This is a genomic window from Streptomyces sp. NBC_00726 (genome assembly GCF_045161735.1).
Classification (GTDB): domain Bacteria; phylum Actinomycetota; class Actinomycetes; order Streptomycetales; family Streptomycetaceae; genus Streptomyces.
This window is the reverse complement of sequence record NZ_CP108983.1, coordinates 3,967,790-3,983,056: the sequence shown is the minus strand read 5'-3', so window position 1 is coordinate 3,983,056 and position 15,267 is coordinate 3,967,790. Positions and strand designations below refer to the sequence as shown.

Sequence of the window (15,267 nt, the reverse complement as noted above, 5' to 3'; positions counted from 1 at the left end):
AGAATGCCGGTCATGACCCTTGAGTGGAAAGTCGTCATCGACGCCGCCGACCCGCACGCGCAGGCCGGCTTCTGGTCCCAGGCCCTCGGTTACGAGATCGAGGACAACAGCCCCCTCATCGAACGGCTCCTCGGCCTCGGGGCCGTACCGGAAGCACTCACCACCACCGCGCACGGCCGGCGCGCCTGGCTCGACCTGGCGGCGGTCCGGCACCCCGACGACCCGTACGACGAGGACAGCGGCACCGGCCACGGCCGCCGGCTGCTCTTCCAGCGCGTCCCCGAGCCGAAGACCGTGAAGAACCGCCTCCACCTCGACCTCCACGCGGGCCCGGAGCGCCGCGAGGCCGAGGTGGCGCGGGTGGTGGGGCTGGGCGCGAAGGTGGCGCGCGAGGCGGAGGAGCCGGGGGGCCGGTGGACGGTACTCACGGACCCCGAGGGCAACGAGTTCTGCGTGCAGTAGGCGCGGAAGGGGGTGCCGGCCCCGTGGCCCGGCACCCCCTCAGCTCCTAGCCGACGAAGGTCACGTCCCAGTGGCTGCCCTCGTCCGCGTAGATGTTGCCGGACGGCGCGGTGTAGAGCGCGGCGCCGTCGCTGCGGGTGCCGGTGTGCGTGAAGGTGCCGGTGATGTGGCTGGTCAGGCAGGCCACCCGCTGGAAGTCCAGCTTGTAGCCGTTGCCGTGGCTGTACGTGCCGGAGGCGTGCCCGGTCTCGGTGCCGCCGGTGATGGTGAGCGTGCAGCCGCCCACCGCCTGCTTCAGCGCGACGGCCCCGTTGGCCGTGGTGGCGCGCAGCCCGTCGAAGGAGGTGCAGGTGCTCCTGGTGCGGTCCGAGCAGTTGCCGGACGAGACCCAGCCGATGCCGGCCGCGTTGAACCGGGCGGCGGCCTGGGCGTGCGTCAGGGTGCCGCTGCCGCCGGTGGACCCGGAGCCGGAGAGCAGCGCCTCCCAGGTGGCCGGGCCGACGATGCCGTCGACCGGGCTCAGGCCCTTGGACTGCTGGAACGCGCGCACCTTCGCCTCGGTGCCGGCGCCGAAGGCCCCGTCGACGGCGAGCCCGGCGCCGTACTTGTCGAGCTGGACCTGAAGGGCCTTGACGGCCGGGCCGTTGCTGCCGTTGCTGACGGTGACGATCAGTTTCGGCCAGGAGGCGGGGCCGACCGCGCCGTCGGCGGACAGGCCGTTGGCGCTCTGGAAGCTGCGGACACTGCTCACGGTGCCGGGGCCGAAGTCCCCGTCGGCGGTGGTGCTGTAGCCGCGCGCGGTCAGCAGGTGCTGCACGGTCGTGACGTCGGCGCCCTTGTCGCCGCTGTCCACGACGGGCCAGCCGGCGGCCTGGGCGGCCGGCACGACGAGCAGGGTGGCGAGGAGGGCGGCGAACACCGCGGTGATGACGGACGCTGCGCGTCTCATGAACTCTTCTCCTGTGGGATGAGGTACGGAAAGTTGGGGCTGGGGCTTTTCCTCGGATCAGGCCCTACCCGAGCCCTACGCGACGAGCCGGCTCCACGTACGGGCGTCCACGACGCCGTCCGCGGGCAGCGACCGGGTCGTCTGGAACCGGGCCACGCTCGCCGCGGTCCCGGGTCCGAAGGCGCCGTCGACGTCCGTGGCGATGCCGTGCGCGGCCAGCTGGCGCTGAAGCGCCTCCACCGCCGCGCCGGAGTCGCCCTGCCGGGCGGGCGCGGCGAGCTGGTTCCAGGTCTGGCGGCCCGCGACGCCGTCCGGGGTCGCGTGCATGGTGTGCTGAAAGGCGAGCACCGCGGCCTGCGTGGCGGGCCCGTAGTCGCCGTCCGCCGTGAGCGCGGCGCCGCGCCCGTTCAGCAGGAGCTGGAGCGTACGGACGCGCTCGCCGGTGTTCCCGGTGGCGAGCAGGGGCCACACGGCCGGGGCCGGGTCGCCGCCGATCCGGGCCGCCACGTCCTGGCGCAGCCGCGGCAGCAGGGCGTAGAGCCGGTCGCCGGGGCACTCGGTGCTGTTGAAGTCCCGGTGCCCGTAGATCTGGTAGGCCGCCAGCCCGTACTGCCGGCAGATGTGCGCGCACAGCTCCACCAGCGCGGCGTACTGCTCGCTCCGGGGGTCGACCGTGGTGTACGTGCCCTCGTTCTCGATGCCGATGGCCACCGTGTTCTGCCCGGTGCAGTGCGCCGACTCCACCTGCCGCGCCCCGCCCTGGAGCGCGGCGAGACTGCCGTGCCGGCCCTCCATCACGTAAGCGCCCCGGCTGATCGTGAAGTGCTGGCCGGTGTCGATCCAGTGCTCGGTGTCCATCTGGTACGCCTGCATCGACCGGGCCAGCGCGAAGGCGTGGGACTGCGAGTAGTCCGTGGAGTTGGGGTCCGCGGTGTGGTGCACGATGATCTTCTGCGGCGGTGTGGCCAGGCTCTTCACCGGACTGCTCGCCGGACGCGCCCCCCAGGCCGCGCAGTCGGAGATCACGGGCCCCGTCGCGGCCCGCGCCCGCCCCGGCACGGCGAGCGGCAGCAGCGCGGCGGCGCCGAGCGCGAGCGTTCCGGTGAGTACGGCCCGGCGGCGCGGGTACGGCTGGTATCGGTCGAGCGCGGTCATGCGAGGCCCTTCGAGGTCAGTGGGTGGGCAGCACGGCGGAGCAGGTGCTCTTCATGCCGGGCGATGGGGCTCTCCTGAGGGGTGCGACGACCCGGACGGGGCCGACGCCAATGAACCTAGAAAGCCCGAAGCCCATCCCTCCACGCCTTCCCGTCCCGGGAGCCGGATGAGTCGGCACGGGACACCTGTGGGACGCGGGCGCGGATGCGGTGACCTGCGGTGATGCGGGTTTACGGGGCTGACGCGGGGCCGTCGCCCGGGACGGCGGGACGGGGCGGCGGCGGGCCGGGCCCCGCTTCCAGGCCCTTTCCGCAGACATCACCGACCGGTCGCCGCTCCGGCGCCGGCCACATACGCCCGCGCGGCCTCCTCGATCCTGCGGGCGGCATCCACGAACGCTTCGCGCCCCTGCCCGAAGGGGTCGGCGATTCCCCCTCCGAGTACATGCACCGAGCGGCCCGGCGCCCGCTCGGCGAGCGCGTGCGCGGTCTCGTCATCCACGGCCAGCAGATCATCGGCCCACTCGACCAGCGCGGGCGTCAGTGCGGCCCCCTCATGCCCCGTCAAGTCGTAGCCGAGCCCGGTCGCCGCCGCGACCATCAAGGGGTGGGCGGGCATGCCCACATGCCAGTCGCGGAGCCCGGCGGACGCGGCTTCGATCCTTCCTTCCGACAGCACACCGATCAGCAGCGCGGCAAGCGGAGAGCGGCAGTGGTTCCCCTTGCACACGACCAGGGCCCGTCCAGGGCGCTGGTCACTCATCCGATTCCGCGCGTTCGATCTCGAACACCAACACACCAAGGGCCTCCTTGGCGGCCGGAAAGATGGCTCGGATCGCCCGAAGCTGCTCCTCCTCGGTCGCGTGCGGGTTGACGGCCCCCACGTCCTCGGTGCCGAACATCTCGGTGAACGTCCGGTACTGCCCCACGCGGACCACACGGGTCAGACAGCTCTCGCCCCGGCAGGTGAAGTTGATCAGGTCACCCGCCTTGACCCGCTTCATGGACTCGTATGCGACGCGGACTTCTACGGTCTTCTCTCCACTGGTGATCAGGTCGAAGTATTGCTTGTAGATCTGCATGTTGCGTCGGTAACCCTGCGTCCGGGACCGGCGAGTTGTCGGCTGGCGGGTGCTCATGAGTCGTTCCATCTCGGTAGTCGTGTAGGACCGGAAGAAGTGCCGGGGACTGGAGAGCAGCAGCTCACCGAACCCGGTCAACGCCTCCACATAGTCCTCGGGGGCTCCTGGCCACAGCGCAGGGTTGAGAAGCCACCCGAGCAGGGCGCTCCTGCCGGACTCGGTCTCGGCCTCACGGAGCAGGCTCTTACTGAGCTTGCCCCCGTCAGGACCGAGGATCTGGGGAGTGAAGACGCGCACGGGAGCGGACTCGGCAGAGCCAATGGCGGACTGTGCCCCATCCACCAACAAACAGCCGAACGCCCAGTCGCCCCCCTTGACCATCACGCGCAGGGTGCCATCGGGGCGGTAGGACCGCTCCTTGACCACGTTCCGGTACAGCGTGGACAGGTCCACGTACCCACCACCCAGCGGCGTCACGTCGGATTCGTAACGGCCGTGGTGCAGGCAGACGGACTCGAACAGGGCGCCCGAGTCGTCGAGTTCCAGCAGCCGCGTCCGCTCCGCGTACTTCTCGGCCCACCCGCATCCGGGGCACGGAAGACGAATGTGCGCCGAGCCGGCCGAGGGGTCGAGCCAGAACCGGATGTCGTCCAGGTGCTCCAGTGTGCGGATGAACTCGGCACGGAACTCCGGGCTGTTCTGCTGCTCGGTGTAGGTCGTCAGGGTGTACCGGACCCCCGTCCGAAGCGAGAGCGCCGCGAACAGCGGTGTGTAGTGCTCGGCGATTACATCGCGAATCGCGTCCGGTCCGAGCTGGTGAAGGTAGGTCCGCTGGTACCGGTATCCGCTCGTGGCCTCTCGCACAGTCGCGGCAGGGGCGTTGTCGAGCGCGTGGAACTCCACGTCCACGTCGATTCCGTAGTCGTCACGCGCCCGCTCCGCGATCAGGAAGGCTAGCGACTGCACCAGGTGCGTGCCGATGTGCGGGTGACCGTTGATCTGAGTTCCGACCGTGAACCGTATCGTGTCCGGTTTCTCGGCGTGGATACGCGGACGGAGCACGTCCAGCGTGCTGTCGACAGCATTTGCCAGCACGGTGTTCGGGGAGCGGAGGCCGTCCGTCCCCGGTACCGAAGTGGTCATTGCGTGCCCTCCCTCGGGTCGGTGGTTCCGTCGGGTACCACCACGGGCAGTGCGGTTGGCGTCACGCTACGAAATGCAGGCCACTGCGAGCCAGCCAGTTCTACGCAGTTCCACAGCAGTCAGGAAAGTGCGTCCACGGCAGAAGTGATCAAGTCACGGGCACGGGCGCCGTACACAGCGATCCTCGCGAATTCCCTGAACGCCTTGACGTACTGCTCCACCTCGGAAGGGGCGGTGACGTTCACTTGCGCCGTCAGTGTCTCCACCTGCGCTTGACGCTGATCATAGATGCTGAATGTCTCAATCATCCACATTCCACGATCAGCCGTGAAGGGGATGATGCCGAGGGACACGGAAGGGATCGCCATGACGGACAACAAATGATCGAGCTGCCCCGCCATCACTTCCGCACCACCCACGCGATGGCGCAGGACCGATTCCTCGACCAGCAAAGCAAATCTGTGGTCGCCCTCACGAACGATACGAGAGCGCCGCATTCGGGCAGCCACGGCAGCGGACACATCGTTCGGAGTGCGCCGGAATTCGGCGATCGACCCCAGCAGGGCGGCAGCGTAACCTTCCGTCTGGAGGAGGCCGGGCACGACGTTCGAGCAGTAAATGCGGAACGATTGCGTCTGCTCGAACAGCGAAACGTAGGATTCTTGCAGCCTCCGCAAACCCGTCCGCTGCAATCTGCGCCAGTCGACATAGGCATGATCCGCCAGCCGGGACGCCGCGATGACGTCAGAGGCCATCCCATCCGCACCGCAGGCGGCACACCACGCGCGGACATCATCGTCGGATGGAGGTGTGACAGCATTCTCCAGCCGCGAGACTTTCGATTTGTACCAACCAGTCCGCTCGGCAACGTCCTTCGCCGTCAGATTCGCATCTCGACGGATCTCCTTCAAGCGCTCCGCAACAGCCTTACGCGCGGCCTGAACGCTCGATGAGGGGGAAGCGGTCATGGTTCCTTGCGGCCGTCAGATCCTGTACGCGTCGTGGGGTGTCGCCGCGTCCCATACGGCCTCGAAAGCGGTGGCGCACAGCTCTGCCACGGGAGAGTGGTCGGTCACCTCGTCGCCCAAGTAGGCGCCTTCACCCGAGAAGTAACCGAACCGAACGAGAGTTCCGTCGAAGAGCCAGAAGTCGTTACCGGGAAGCGCAAGCGCTGACGCCGCCTTCCGAGGAAGCCAACGGATCTGCTCGCCGGCCGCGATGTTGGCGAAAGTACCGTCGTAGAGGTAGCGGGTGTAGCGACTGACCGGTTCCGAAACGATGCGTGCACGGCGAATCTCCACCCCGCGAGCGACCGTCTCCGCAACCATGTCGAGCCAGGGGCGCCACCAGGAAGCACGGTCGGCGGGGTCGGGACGGAACCCGGATTCCCAGGCGGCGACACGCGGGGCCTCGTCCGGGTCGTCGTAGTGATCGCGCATCTCAAGGTGCACCGCGGACCGTTCACACCCTGCGAGCAGTTCACCGAACGGTGGAGCGGTCCGCCACATCACAAGCCTCCCGAATTGCCGCCACCATGCGCATGGGCAGCCGCACGACTTCCTCAGTCTCCGGAATCGGGCCGGCCTTCAGGCAGTCGGCCCGCACATCGGCGTCGGTCTTCCAGCCCTGGAACACTAACTCCTGTCGGGCCTCGTCCACCCAAACCGTCGGGCAGTTCGCCCCGTCCGTGTTGGGGTCCTTGGCAATGAATCGCAGCGTCATGACAGCCCCCGGTTCACTATGTGCTCGGCGTCGGTCCACAAACGATTGAGGGTGAGGCGCAGTGTCGTCAAGGGCGTCGGTCAGCCACGCGGTGGGCGGCCGCCCGGGTTTCCGCCGTGCGCACCCGTAGGCCCCTGGCGCCCAGGACGGTCAGCAGGAGCAGGGCGGCGGCTGTGCCCGGGATCAGGATCGCGAAGGTGATCGGCGGGTGGCCGCTTGCCACGCCGACCAGGTCTTCGGGGTCGTGCAGGACCTCGAAGCGGTCTCCGGGGCGGGTGGCCGGGCCGCACTCCCCGAGGTTCTGGACCCAGAAGGTGTCCCCCTGCACTTCGAGCTTGCAGTTGTGGTTGTCGGAACTGGTGTACGTGGAATGCGGATGGCGCACCTCGATGACCGTGGCCGTCACCCACTCGCCCCGCGAGTCCAGGACCGCGCTGCGGAACCCGTTCTGGACCCCGATGGCGAGGAGGATCCCGATCAGGAGCGACGACACGGCGCGCGCCACCGAGGGGATACCGAGCGTGACCAGAACGGCTATGGCGCCGAAGTCGACCAGGAAGCAGCCGAGCCCGTAGTAGAAGGGCGCGCTGTGCGCCACGTCGTACCCGACCCCGGCCCCTGCGATCGCGACCCCCGCACCGAGCCCGAGCACCGCCCCCAGGGCCCGAGGCCGCCGAGGCTCCAGAAACACCCCCCGCACCCGCGCGACCACCCCGGCAACCATCCCCGCCCCCGTCCCAGACGCCACCCAACTCGCCTACCCGGCGACGGTGTTCGTACACCAGAGGGGCCGGACACGGCTCAGACTGGCAGCTCCCACCCCAGGCCCTCGTCGGCAGCCGGCCACACTCGCTGCCGTGCGGCCGAGACGGTGAGGCGGAACGCCTCCTGGCCGGGCTCACCGAGGGCCTGCCACTTTCGCACCGCCTCCTCCACCCGGTCCCACAGCCGTACGGGCCCTCGCTGCACGACGGTCCACCCACCCCTGGAGTCAGGCGCTGTCCGGGCCTGCGAACCGGTGGCAACGTCCCAGAGGATCTGGTCCGGTCCCGCTCCCAGGCGCTCCGCCGACGGCGCCGCGAGCTGGGCGATCCAACCACCGGTCCAGTCGTCCAGCTTCGCTGGGTCGATACGGCTCGCGCGCTCGTCCCCGGGCAGCAGCGTCAGCGTCGGACGGGGCGGCCGGTCGTGCGGCCGGGCGATCATGAAGCTGGTGCCGCCGGGCAGAAACCGCCCGGCGGCCTCTCCCGGCCCGGTCACTTCGAGCAACGCGAGGGCGTTGGCATAACTCCATCCGGACAGCGTGACCAGAATTCTCCCGCCTGGCTCTACCTGATGCAGCCAGGGCAGCGGGATGTACCGGACCGAGCAGGTGGCGATCAGCCGGTTGTACGGCCCCCCGTCCGGGGCGCCCCGCAGCCCGTCCCCGATGAGCAGACGAGGTGCGTATCCGGCGGCCTTGAGCGCCGTCGCGGCGGACGCGGCCACCTCGGGGTCGTACTCGATGCTCGTGACAGCGGCATCCCCGAGGCGATGGGCTCCGAGAGCGGTCGAGTACCCGGTCCCGGTGCCGATCTCCAGCACCCGGTACCCGGGTTCGGCCCCTAGCCGCTGCCACATGCGCAACACCAACGACGGCAACGTGGAAGACGACGAGGGCGAGCCCTGGACTGCCTCCCCGGACACGTCGTCCGGCCTGATGCGGCCGTCGAGTTGGGTGATCAGCGTCTGATCCGCGTACACCCCCTCCAGCCACCCGGGCTCCTCCTGCCGGACCGGTCGGAACCGGGTCGGGGCGGTGCCGGGCACGGGCCTGAAGTAGGACCCGGTGAACAGTTCACGAGGCACCGCACCGGCGGCCGCCCTCCACCCGGGTCCGGCGAAGACGCCGGCCTCGGCCAGTCCGTCCACCATGGCTGCGCGGAGCTGTGCTGCTGTGCTCACGACTCGGGGCCCCTCTCCAGTTGGTCGGCGATGGCGTGAGCGATCGCCGCAGTGATTGCCACCGGCTGCCAGGCCCATTGGCCATTCGGATTGCACTCAAGGAAGTGCCAGACGCCCGCGGAAGTGACGGCGAAGTCGAAAGCGCCGTAGACCAGGCCGAACGCCGCCAGATATGCGGCGGTCGCCCGGGCGACCGCCGCGGGCACATCGATCGACGCGCATGTCATCAGGTCCTGCCGGTAACGCCAGTCGACCTCTGGACTGTCGATGCGGGTCCCGAAGAGCCGACCGCCCACAGCGGTCACCCGCACGTCGAACGCCTTGGCCACTTCTTCCTGGAACATGTGCGGGCAGACGGACACCGCATCGGTGATCTCGTCCGCGCCCACCCGGCGGACCCACACGCTGTGCGGCCGGCCGTCGACGCGATACGGCGTGTTCCACAGCGGCTTGTAGACGACACCACCGGCCTGACCGGCCACGAACCTCCGTGCCTCACAAGGGTCGTTGGTGATCAGTGTGGCGGGCACCTGGAATCCGCAGTGCTCGGCCGCCACGAGCTGTGCGGGCTTGGACTCGGCGGCCCGGTTGCGCCAAGGATGATTGATGTACTGCGCGCATGGCAGCGACGCAAGAATTCCTCCCGCACCCCACAGCGCTTGCGCGGCGGCGAAACGGCGGTCCTGGCCTCTGAGGCCCGAAGGTCCCTCGTAAGGAGAGGGCCTTCGGACCCAGACGGACCGAATCCCAGTGGTGTCGATCTCCCGGGTGGCCGTACGCAAGGTGCCGCGCTGACCGCCCCGCTGGTAGGAGGCGGTCAGCACCGCGCCTGTGTGCAGGTCGGCTCCCGGATCGAAACGGGCCACGGGCACCCCTCGCTCCGCGAGAAGCCTCAGCACCACATCCGCCGTCACATCGTGGGGGCTGCTCAGCACCAGAACCGACCTGCCGTCGCTCATCAGCCTGAACTCTGGTCCTGGTCGTACGACTCGGTGCTGTCCGAGTCGCTCGCACCCCCGGGTCCGGACCCGTCTCCGGGACTGGTCGAGGTCGGGGTGAGGCCGCTCGTGCTGGTGCCGTGGTTGCCCAACTCGACCGTCTGTCCGCGCTCGTCCACGATGACGGCGATCTGTGTTTCCGGATCGATTACGGGCGTGTACGCCGGAATCTCGGCGGTGGCCGCGTACGGCCCCATTCGTTGCGTTCCCCATGGTGCGGTCGTCTGCGTCATCCGGGCTGCGCCTCCGATCTACGACAGTGCCGGCACATTCGGCTTCCGGCTACGGGAATCACGTTAGGCACCGCACCCGTTACCCACCAGACTTATTAGCGTTGTCGGGTAAAGGCCACGGACCACTCGGACAGGAGTTCGCGGCACTCATCACCGAAGACAGCGTGCCGCTCGTAATTCTCGAATTCCGCGAGATAGGCCGAGACATCTCTGTGATCCCGAAGGAGCAGCGCACCGGTGCCCGTCTCCACGGTAGCCAGCCTGCGGTCGTACACCGTGAACGTACTCAGTGGTCTCTCGGGTACGTGCCCGTTCAGCGGAATCACCCCGAGACGCACCTGAGGGATCCGGGAGACAGAAACCAGCCGGTCCAACTGCACGGACATGGCCGCCGGTGGAAGCAAGGGCCATCTGGCCGCTTGCTCGGTAAGAATGAAGGTGAAGGACTTCGCGGGGTTGTGCAGAACCTGCTGCCGCTCCAGCTTCTTCGCAATGGTCTTCGACTGATCCCCGGGAACATCGGCAATGCTTGCCCGCACATAATCAGGCGTGGCGAGCAGACCTGTGATCATGGAAAGCAGGAAGAATCTGAATTGCCGGGAAACGTCTTCCAGCCCGGCAAGCTCGTTCTGCTTCTTGTCCAGCCCCCTGCGGCGCGATGACCAGTGGTCCCGCCATTCCGTGTTGGCCCTTCTGGCCAGAACCAGGATCTCGGCCGACAGCGAGTCGGACACTGCGAGGGCTTCCAGCATCAGTTCGACGTCGAGCGGTGTCGGCGTGAGCCTTCCGCCCTCGATGTTGCTGACCTTGGTCTGGGACATGTTGCAGCGGCGAGCGAGCCAGGTCTGCGTTTTCCCGGCTCGCTTGCGCTCATCTCTCAGCAGTGCCGCCAGGTCCGACCTGGATCGCCCCAGCTTCGCGGGCTCAAGCGCCAAGGCCCTTCACGTACTCCTCGAACGGTACGGACTCGGCCAGCGCGACGCGTTGGTGCTCGATGAACGGCGCCGGGTCCCCTTCGTGGACTTCGCGGCTGATCTGCCGGCCGTCCGGGTCGTAGTTCATGAGGACCACTTCGGACCGGTCGAAGAGCCAGAAGTCCTGAACGCCCTCCAGCGGGTTCGCCCGGCCGGTCACGTCCAGAATCCTGATCTGCTCCCCCGCCAGCGCGTGAGGCGCGTAGTACTGGGAGAACTCGAACCGCAGGTAGTCGGAGAGCGGCCGGGCCACGATGTGTACGCGCCCCTGCGAGCGCCCCTCCGCGACCTGTCGGCGGAGCCGGTCCGTGTACTCGTTCGCGACCGTGCGGGGGTCCACGCGCGCCCCGGCCCCGAACGCCGCGAACTCGGCCTCCTCCTGCGGCATGAGGTACTGGGGCAGCGTCTCCAGCCGCCATGCTTCGCGCCGGAACTCCTCGAACCGCGCCGACCATTCCTCACCAGCCAAGAACACGTACGGCCTCCCTCAGCACACTCTCGGGGATCTCCACGATTCCCTCGCCTCCCGGCGGGGTGAAAGCCTCGGAGACCGTTCCCTGAACGACGAACGAACCGTCGGCCGTACGGTAGACGTTCGGGCAGTCGTCCTTTCCGCACTCGCCGTTGCCGTTCCCGGTGAGCCGGGTCAGTTCCTCACGAGCCACGTCGAACCCCCTGGTCCACGGCCCCGGCAGGGCCACCGCAGTCGAAGGTACGGAGACGAGGCCCGGGCCGTCCATGCGACAGCGCCGATATTCGCGTTGTCGGGTAACAAGCGCCGGAAAGCACTCTGGCATGATCGCCGACCATGAGCGACCTCGCGTTCGACGCCCTGTTGTGCGATCTGGACAACGTCATCCGCTTCTTCGATCTGGACGAGGTGACCCGCCAGGAGGAAGCCGCCGGGATCGCTCCCGGTACCACGATGGAGATCGCGTTCGCGCCCGAGCGGGATCTTCCGTTGCTGCTGGGCCGGATCAGCCGGGACGAGTGGGCGGCGTCCATAGCCGAGGCGCTGGCCGCCCGGGTCCCCGGCCCGCAGGCGGTCGCTCTCGCCGCGGCCTTCACCCATACGCCGTCCCGGGTGGACCAGCAGGTGGTCGAGCTGTTGGGCCGGGTCCGTCGCAGCGTCCCGGTCGTCCTGGTCACCAACGCCACCGTCTGGCTCGACGACGACCTCGCCCGGCTCGGCCTCACCGGCCTTGCCGACGACGTGGTCAACAGCTCGCGCGTCCGGATCGCGAAGCCCGATGCGGGGATTTACGAGATCGCCGCCGCGCGGGCGGGCGTCCCCGCGCACCGCTGCGCCTTCGTGGACGACAGCCGGGCGAACGTCGAGGCGGCCCGCCGGGCGGGGATGACCGCTGTGCTCTACCGGGACATCTCCGACCTCCGCCGGCTCGTCGCCCCGCTCGTGGGCGAGGTCGCCCCGTCCCCCGCGAAGGAGATGCGAACAGGCCCGCGCGGTTGACCGCCACGCGCCACCTTGGGCATGCGGCACGGATGTCCGCCCGGGAAAGGGGGGGCGGGGGACGCAGCACCTTCCCGCCGCATGCGTGCCGGGTGTCCAGCGCCGTTGTTCCGTCTACGAGTTGGACCAGGTACGGGTGGACAGCACCAGCAGATAGCCGTCGGGGTCCTGGAGCGTCACGCCCCAGGTGTCCCAGTACGGGTTGTGAGCCGGCACCCGCTTCCCGCCGTGCCGCTCAAGCCGTTCCACCAGGGAGTCGGGCACCGGTTCGCCGAGGTAGACGACCAGGAGGTCTTCGGGGGTCGGCCGTGGCTCCACGGGCGCCGCGGGATCGTGGACGAGTTCCAGATGCCAGCCGGCGCTGGGCCAGCCGACCATGAGCAGTGAGCTTCGCCCCGGGGTGCCGTCCGCCGCATGCCGGTACAGGACGCCGAGGCCGAGGCCCGAGACCCAGAAGTCCTCTGCCGCCCGGAGGTCACGCGAGGGCCGGGCGAAGCGGATGTGAGCTGCGGAATCAGCCGGCATTGTGGTACCTCCCGATGGGGACGGGCCCGGCGATGGCCGGCGGGCGCGTCCGGGGCCGTGGACGGCAGTGAGCTTAGAGATCACGCGGCCGTGTGCCATCGGGCGCTGGTCCTAGTCAGGACCGAAGGTACGGATGCGGCGGCCCTTTCCCGTCCGTGCGCATGGGTCTCTAGGGTGCTCGCCATGGATGAAGTGGTCGCCGCCCTCGGCGCCCTGACCGACGGGCCCCGCCACACGGCGGAAGAAGCGCTCACGGCGGTCCCGGGTGCGGCCGGGCTCTACGCGGTGTACGGGGACCTGCCGGCGATCCGGGATCTCGCCGCCGGTACGGCCGGCCGGCCCCTCTATGTGGGCAAGGCGGAACGCAGCCTCGCCGGCCGCGATGTGCGTACGCACTTCGCGACGGGCCGGACCGGCTCCTCCACCCTGCGCCGCACGCTCGCGGCGCTGCTGCGGGAGCCGCTCGGGCTGCGGGCCGTGCCGCGTAACGTCGCCCGGCCCGATGGCAGCGCCAACTACTCGCTGGAGAGCGCCGGGGACGAACGGCTGACGCAGTGGATGCACGCGAGGCTGCGGCTCTCCGTCTGGACCGGGCCGGCCGGCGCCGTGCTCGACGAGGCGGAGACCGCCGTCCTCCACGCGCTCCGGCCGCCCCTCAACCTCGCGAAGACGGGCGGCCGGGCCGACCCCCGCGTGAAGAGCGCCCGCGCGGCGATGGCGGACGAAGCGAGGGCCTGGCGGCCGGCCTGACCGGGCGGCCGGCCGTCCGTCGACTCGGGCGCCTTCAGGCACGGTCGTCGTGGTCCGCGGCCACGTGGCGGCGGCGCAGTACCCGGGCGTCCGTCTCCCGGCTGCCGTCCCGCTCGCTCCGGGCGACGGCCTCTTCGAGGTCGAACTCCTGGCACGTGCGGCACGGTTCGGGCTCCGCCGGGGCGCTCACGCGACCTCGCCCCGGCTCCGCGCGTTCTCCCTCGCGGTCCGCGCCGCGAGCCGTTCGGTGGGGGTCGCCTCCCGGGTGTGCTCCGGCCGGACCTCCCACTCGGTCCCGCCCTTCGGTGACCGGAGCGTCCAGTAGGGGCCGGCGACCCCTCGGAACTCCCCCACCAGCGGCTGATCCCACCGCCCAACGTCCACGACGATCGCCCCGATGGCCGGAACCTGCTCCTCTTCGGACATGACTGTCCCTCTCCGTAGTCGTTCCACTACCAAGCGGACTCAGCGTGGCTTAGAGTCGGCATGTCATCAACTTACGGAAACTGACAGACAAGTTGGACAGCCGATGGTGAACCGGAAGGAACTCGACCCCGAGCAGTCCCCCCGCGCGGCCTTCGGGGCACTGCTTCGCAGGTTACGAGAGGAGCGCGGCTGGACCCAGGACGAACTCGGCTCCCGGGCGGGCTGTTCGGGGGCGCATATTTCCGCCGTAGAAACTGGTCGCAGGGCATCAACTCAACGGTTTGCGGCAAGTTCTGACAGGGCGCTGGGAACCGGGGACCAACTCAGGCGGGCGTGCCGTTCCGCGCAGCATCGATCGCTGCTCGAAGGGTTTCCGGAGTACGTGGACCACGAGGCGCGCGCAGTGGAGATCCGGCTCTACGAGGTCGGCGTGATACCTGGACTGTTGCAGACGCATGAGTACGCATCCGCCCTCAACGACAGCACCGTGAAGCGAGGCGTCGCGACCCGTGAGCATGCGGACGAACGGATCTCCCTGATCGCCCAGCGCCAGGCCACCCTAGAGCGAACGCCAGCACCGCTGATTGTCGTGGTGCTTGACGAAAGCTGCCTGCTCAGGCCGATCGGGAGCAGCGCCCTCATGGACGCACAGTTCCAGCGCCTGATCGAGTTCTCCGAGCTGCCGAACACTGTTCTCCAGGTGGCACCGTTCAGCATCGGTGTTCGCCGCCCGATGACGCTGCCGGTAACGGTGCTCACGATGCCGGACCGATCGCTCATCTCGTACGCGGAGTCAGCAAATCGCGGCCACCTTGAGCGCGACAACGACTCCGTGGTGCCCATCCTGACGGACTACCATCAACTTCAGGCCGAATCGCTGCAACGCGCCGCGTCCGTGGCCATGATCAGCAAGTTACGAAAGGGCACCCTGTGACGACCGAATCCCCCCGTTGGTACACCTCGTCGTACAGCGAGAACGGCGGCCAGTGCGTCGCGGTCGCCACCAACCTCGCCGCCACCACCGGCACCATCCCCGTCCGGGACACCAAGAACCCCACCGGCCCCGCCCTCGGTCTCCACGCCGACGTGTACGCGGCCTTCGTGACGGGCATCAAGGACGGCGGGTTCAACACCCTCTGATCCACCCTACGAAGGGAAGCCCCGTGGCGACCGAATCCCCCCGCTGGTACACGTCCTCGTACAGCAACAACGGCGGCGACTGCGTCGCGGTCGCCACCAACCTCGTCGCCACCACCGGCACCATCCCCGTCCGGGACACCAAGGTCCCGGACGGGCCCACCATGCGGCTCCATGCCGACGCGTTCGCCGCCTTCGTCGCGGGCGTCAGGCAGGGCGGGTTCGGACCGGCCTGAGCCGAGGACCGGGCGGGTGGGGACGCCCCACCCGCCCCGCATCGTTGATTTCCTGCGTCGC

The 15,267-nt window shown here is 69.2% G+C and carries 23 protein-coding genes and 1 pseudogene; 6 read left to right on the top strand and 18 right to left on the bottom strand.

What is annotated here, in order from left to right; translation table 11 throughout:
- Positions 1-3: 3 nt before the first annotated feature.
- Positions 4-462: a VOC family protein gene (locus OG338_RS17875; protein WP_405938286.1), complete on the top strand. Its 459-nt coding sequence runs from the start codon at positions 4-6 to the stop codon at positions 460-462.
- Positions 463-508: 46 nt separating this feature from the next.
- Here the strand turns inward: OG338_RS17875 and OG338_RS17870 are convergent, their stop codons facing one another.
- From OG338_RS17870 to OG338_RS17800, 15 genes and pseudogenes are all read right to left on the bottom strand, one after another.
- The gene (locus OG338_RS17870) at positions 509-1,132 is read right to left on the bottom strand and encodes a peptidoglycan-binding protein (RefSeq protein ID WP_405940455.1); all 624 of its coding nucleotides are present in this window, start codon (positions 1,130-1,132) and stop codon (positions 509-511) included.
- Between the two features lie 21 nt (positions 1,133-1,153).
- A pseudogene (locus tag OG338_RS17865) lies at positions 1,154-1,411 on the bottom strand (peptidoglycan-binding domain-containing protein); the annotation flags it as partial.
- Positions 1,412-1,486: 75 nt separating this feature from the next.
- Positions 1,487-2,566: an N-acetylmuramoyl-L-alanine amidase gene (locus OG338_RS17860; protein WP_405938285.1), complete on the bottom strand. Its 1,080-nt coding sequence runs from the start codon at positions 2,564-2,566 to the stop codon at positions 1,487-1,489.
- 318 nt (positions 2,567-2,884) lie between these two features.
- On the bottom strand, positions 2,885-3,328 hold the full coding sequence (locus OG338_RS17855; protein WP_405938284.1) for a low molecular weight phosphatase family protein: 444 nt from the start codon (positions 3,326-3,328) through the stop codon (positions 2,885-2,887).
- Entirely contained in the window at positions 3,321-4,790 is a 1,470-nt protein-coding gene (locus tag OG338_RS17850) for an ASCH domain-containing protein (protein WP_405938283.1), read from the bottom strand. The genes OG338_RS17855 and OG338_RS17850 overlap by 8 nt, the downstream gene beginning before the upstream one ends.
- 119 nt (positions 4,791-4,909) lie before the next feature.
- On the bottom strand, positions 4,910-5,758 hold the full coding sequence (locus OG338_RS17845) for a helix-turn-helix domain-containing protein (RefSeq protein WP_405938282.1): 849 nt from the start codon (positions 5,756-5,758) through the stop codon (positions 4,910-4,912).
- A gap of 15 nt (positions 5,759-5,773) precedes the next feature.
- Positions 5,774-6,298 carry a DUF6879 family protein gene (locus OG338_RS17840; protein WP_405938281.1) on the bottom strand — a complete coding sequence of 175 codons (525 nt, stop codon included), beginning with the start codon at positions 6,296-6,298 and terminating at the stop codon, positions 5,774-5,776.
- On the bottom strand, positions 6,270-6,512 hold the full coding sequence (locus tag OG338_RS17835; protein ID WP_405938280.1) for a hypothetical protein: 243 nt from the start codon (positions 6,510-6,512) through the stop codon (positions 6,270-6,272). The genes OG338_RS17840 and OG338_RS17835 overlap by 29 nt, the downstream gene beginning before the upstream one ends.
- Before the next feature lie 67 nt (positions 6,513-6,579).
- Entirely contained in the window at positions 6,580-7,203 is a 624-nt protein-coding gene (locus OG338_RS17830) for a hypothetical protein (RefSeq protein ID WP_405938279.1), read from the bottom strand.
- 110 nt (positions 7,204-7,313) lie between these two features.
- Positions 7,314-8,456 carry an ATP-grasp peptide maturase system methyltransferase gene (gene tgmC, locus OG338_RS17825; RefSeq protein ID WP_405938278.1) on the bottom strand — a complete coding sequence of 381 codons (1,143 nt, stop codon included), beginning with the start codon at positions 8,454-8,456 and terminating at the stop codon, positions 7,314-7,316.
- The gene (tgmB, locus tag OG338_RS17820) at positions 8,453-9,415 is read right to left on the bottom strand and encodes an ATP-grasp ribosomal peptide maturase (protein ID WP_405938277.1); all 963 of its coding nucleotides are present in this window, start codon (positions 9,413-9,415) and stop codon (positions 8,453-8,455) included. The genes tgmC and tgmB overlap by 4 nt, the downstream gene beginning before the upstream one ends.
- Positions 9,415-9,651 carry a putative ATP-grasp-modified RiPP gene (gene tgmA / locus OG338_RS17815; protein ID WP_405938276.1) on the bottom strand — a complete coding sequence of 79 codons (237 nt, stop codon included), beginning with the start codon at positions 9,649-9,651 and terminating at the stop codon, positions 9,415-9,417. The genes tgmB and tgmA overlap by 1 nt, the downstream gene beginning before the upstream one ends.
- A gap of 131 nt (positions 9,652-9,782) precedes the next feature.
- Positions 9,783-10,622 (bottom strand): helix-turn-helix domain-containing protein, encoded by an 840-nt coding sequence (locus OG338_RS17810; protein WP_405938275.1) that lies wholly within the window; start codon positions 10,620-10,622, stop codon positions 9,783-9,785.
- Positions 10,612-11,136, bottom strand: a complete 525-nt coding sequence (locus tag OG338_RS17805) for a DUF6879 family protein (protein ID WP_405938274.1) — start codon at positions 11,134-11,136, stop codon at positions 10,612-10,614. The genes OG338_RS17810 and OG338_RS17805 overlap by 11 nt, the downstream gene beginning before the upstream one ends.
- Positions 11,120-11,326, bottom strand: coding sequence for a hypothetical protein (locus OG338_RS17800; protein WP_405938273.1), 207 nt, complete (start codon positions 11,324-11,326; stop codon positions 11,120-11,122). The genes OG338_RS17805 and OG338_RS17800 overlap by 17 nt, the downstream gene beginning before the upstream one ends.
- A gap of 143 nt (positions 11,327-11,469) precedes the next feature.
- Here OG338_RS17800 and OG338_RS17795 point away from each other — a divergent pair, with 143 nt between their 5' ends.
- Positions 11,470-12,132: an HAD family hydrolase gene (locus OG338_RS17795; RefSeq protein ID WP_405938272.1), complete on the top strand. Its 663-nt coding sequence runs from the start codon at positions 11,470-11,472 to the stop codon at positions 12,130-12,132.
- 114 nt (positions 12,133-12,246) lie between these two features.
- On the opposite strand, the gene OG338_RS17790 is transcribed toward OG338_RS17795, so the two are convergent.
- Entirely contained in the window at positions 12,247-12,657 is a 411-nt protein-coding gene (locus OG338_RS17790; protein WP_405938271.1) for a VOC family protein, read from the bottom strand.
- A 183-nt stretch (positions 12,658-12,840) separates the two neighbouring features.
- Here OG338_RS17790 and OG338_RS17785 point away from each other — a divergent pair, with 183 nt between their 5' ends.
- Positions 12,841-13,407, top strand: a complete 567-nt coding sequence (locus OG338_RS17785) for a GIY-YIG nuclease family protein (protein WP_405938270.1) — start codon at positions 12,841-12,843, stop codon at positions 13,405-13,407.
- A 34-nt stretch (positions 13,408-13,441) separates the two neighbouring features.
- Here the strand turns inward: OG338_RS17785 and OG338_RS17780 are convergent, their stop codons facing one another.
- Together OG338_RS17780 and OG338_RS17775 are read right to left on the bottom strand one after the other, a co-directional pair.
- Positions 13,442-13,597 (bottom strand): hypothetical protein, encoded by a 156-nt coding sequence (locus OG338_RS17780; RefSeq protein ID WP_405938269.1) that lies wholly within the window; start codon positions 13,595-13,597, stop codon positions 13,442-13,444.
- On the bottom strand, positions 13,594-13,833 hold the full coding sequence (locus OG338_RS17775; RefSeq protein WP_405938268.1) for a hypothetical protein: 240 nt from the start codon (positions 13,831-13,833) through the stop codon (positions 13,594-13,596). The genes OG338_RS17780 and OG338_RS17775 overlap by 4 nt, the downstream gene beginning before the upstream one ends.
- 103 nt (positions 13,834-13,936) lie before the next feature.
- Between OG338_RS17775 and OG338_RS17770 the strand changes: the two genes are divergently transcribed.
- The 3 genes from OG338_RS17770 to OG338_RS17760 are packed head-to-tail and all read left to right on the top strand — an operon-like array spanning position 13,937 to position 15,206.
- A complete protein-coding gene (locus tag OG338_RS17770; RefSeq protein WP_405938267.1) occupies positions 13,937-14,767 on the top strand; it encodes a helix-turn-helix domain-containing protein in 831 nt (276 codons plus the stop codon).
- Positions 14,764-14,973 (top strand): DUF397 domain-containing protein, encoded by a 210-nt coding sequence (locus OG338_RS17765; protein WP_405938266.1) that lies wholly within the window; start codon positions 14,764-14,766, stop codon positions 14,971-14,973. The genes OG338_RS17770 and OG338_RS17765 overlap by 4 nt, the downstream gene beginning before the upstream one ends.
- Before the next feature lie 23 nt (positions 14,974-14,996).
- Positions 14,997-15,206, top strand: a complete 210-nt coding sequence (locus OG338_RS17760) for a DUF397 domain-containing protein (protein ID WP_405938265.1) — start codon at positions 14,997-14,999, stop codon at positions 15,204-15,206.
- Positions 15,207-15,267 lie beyond the last annotated feature (61 nt).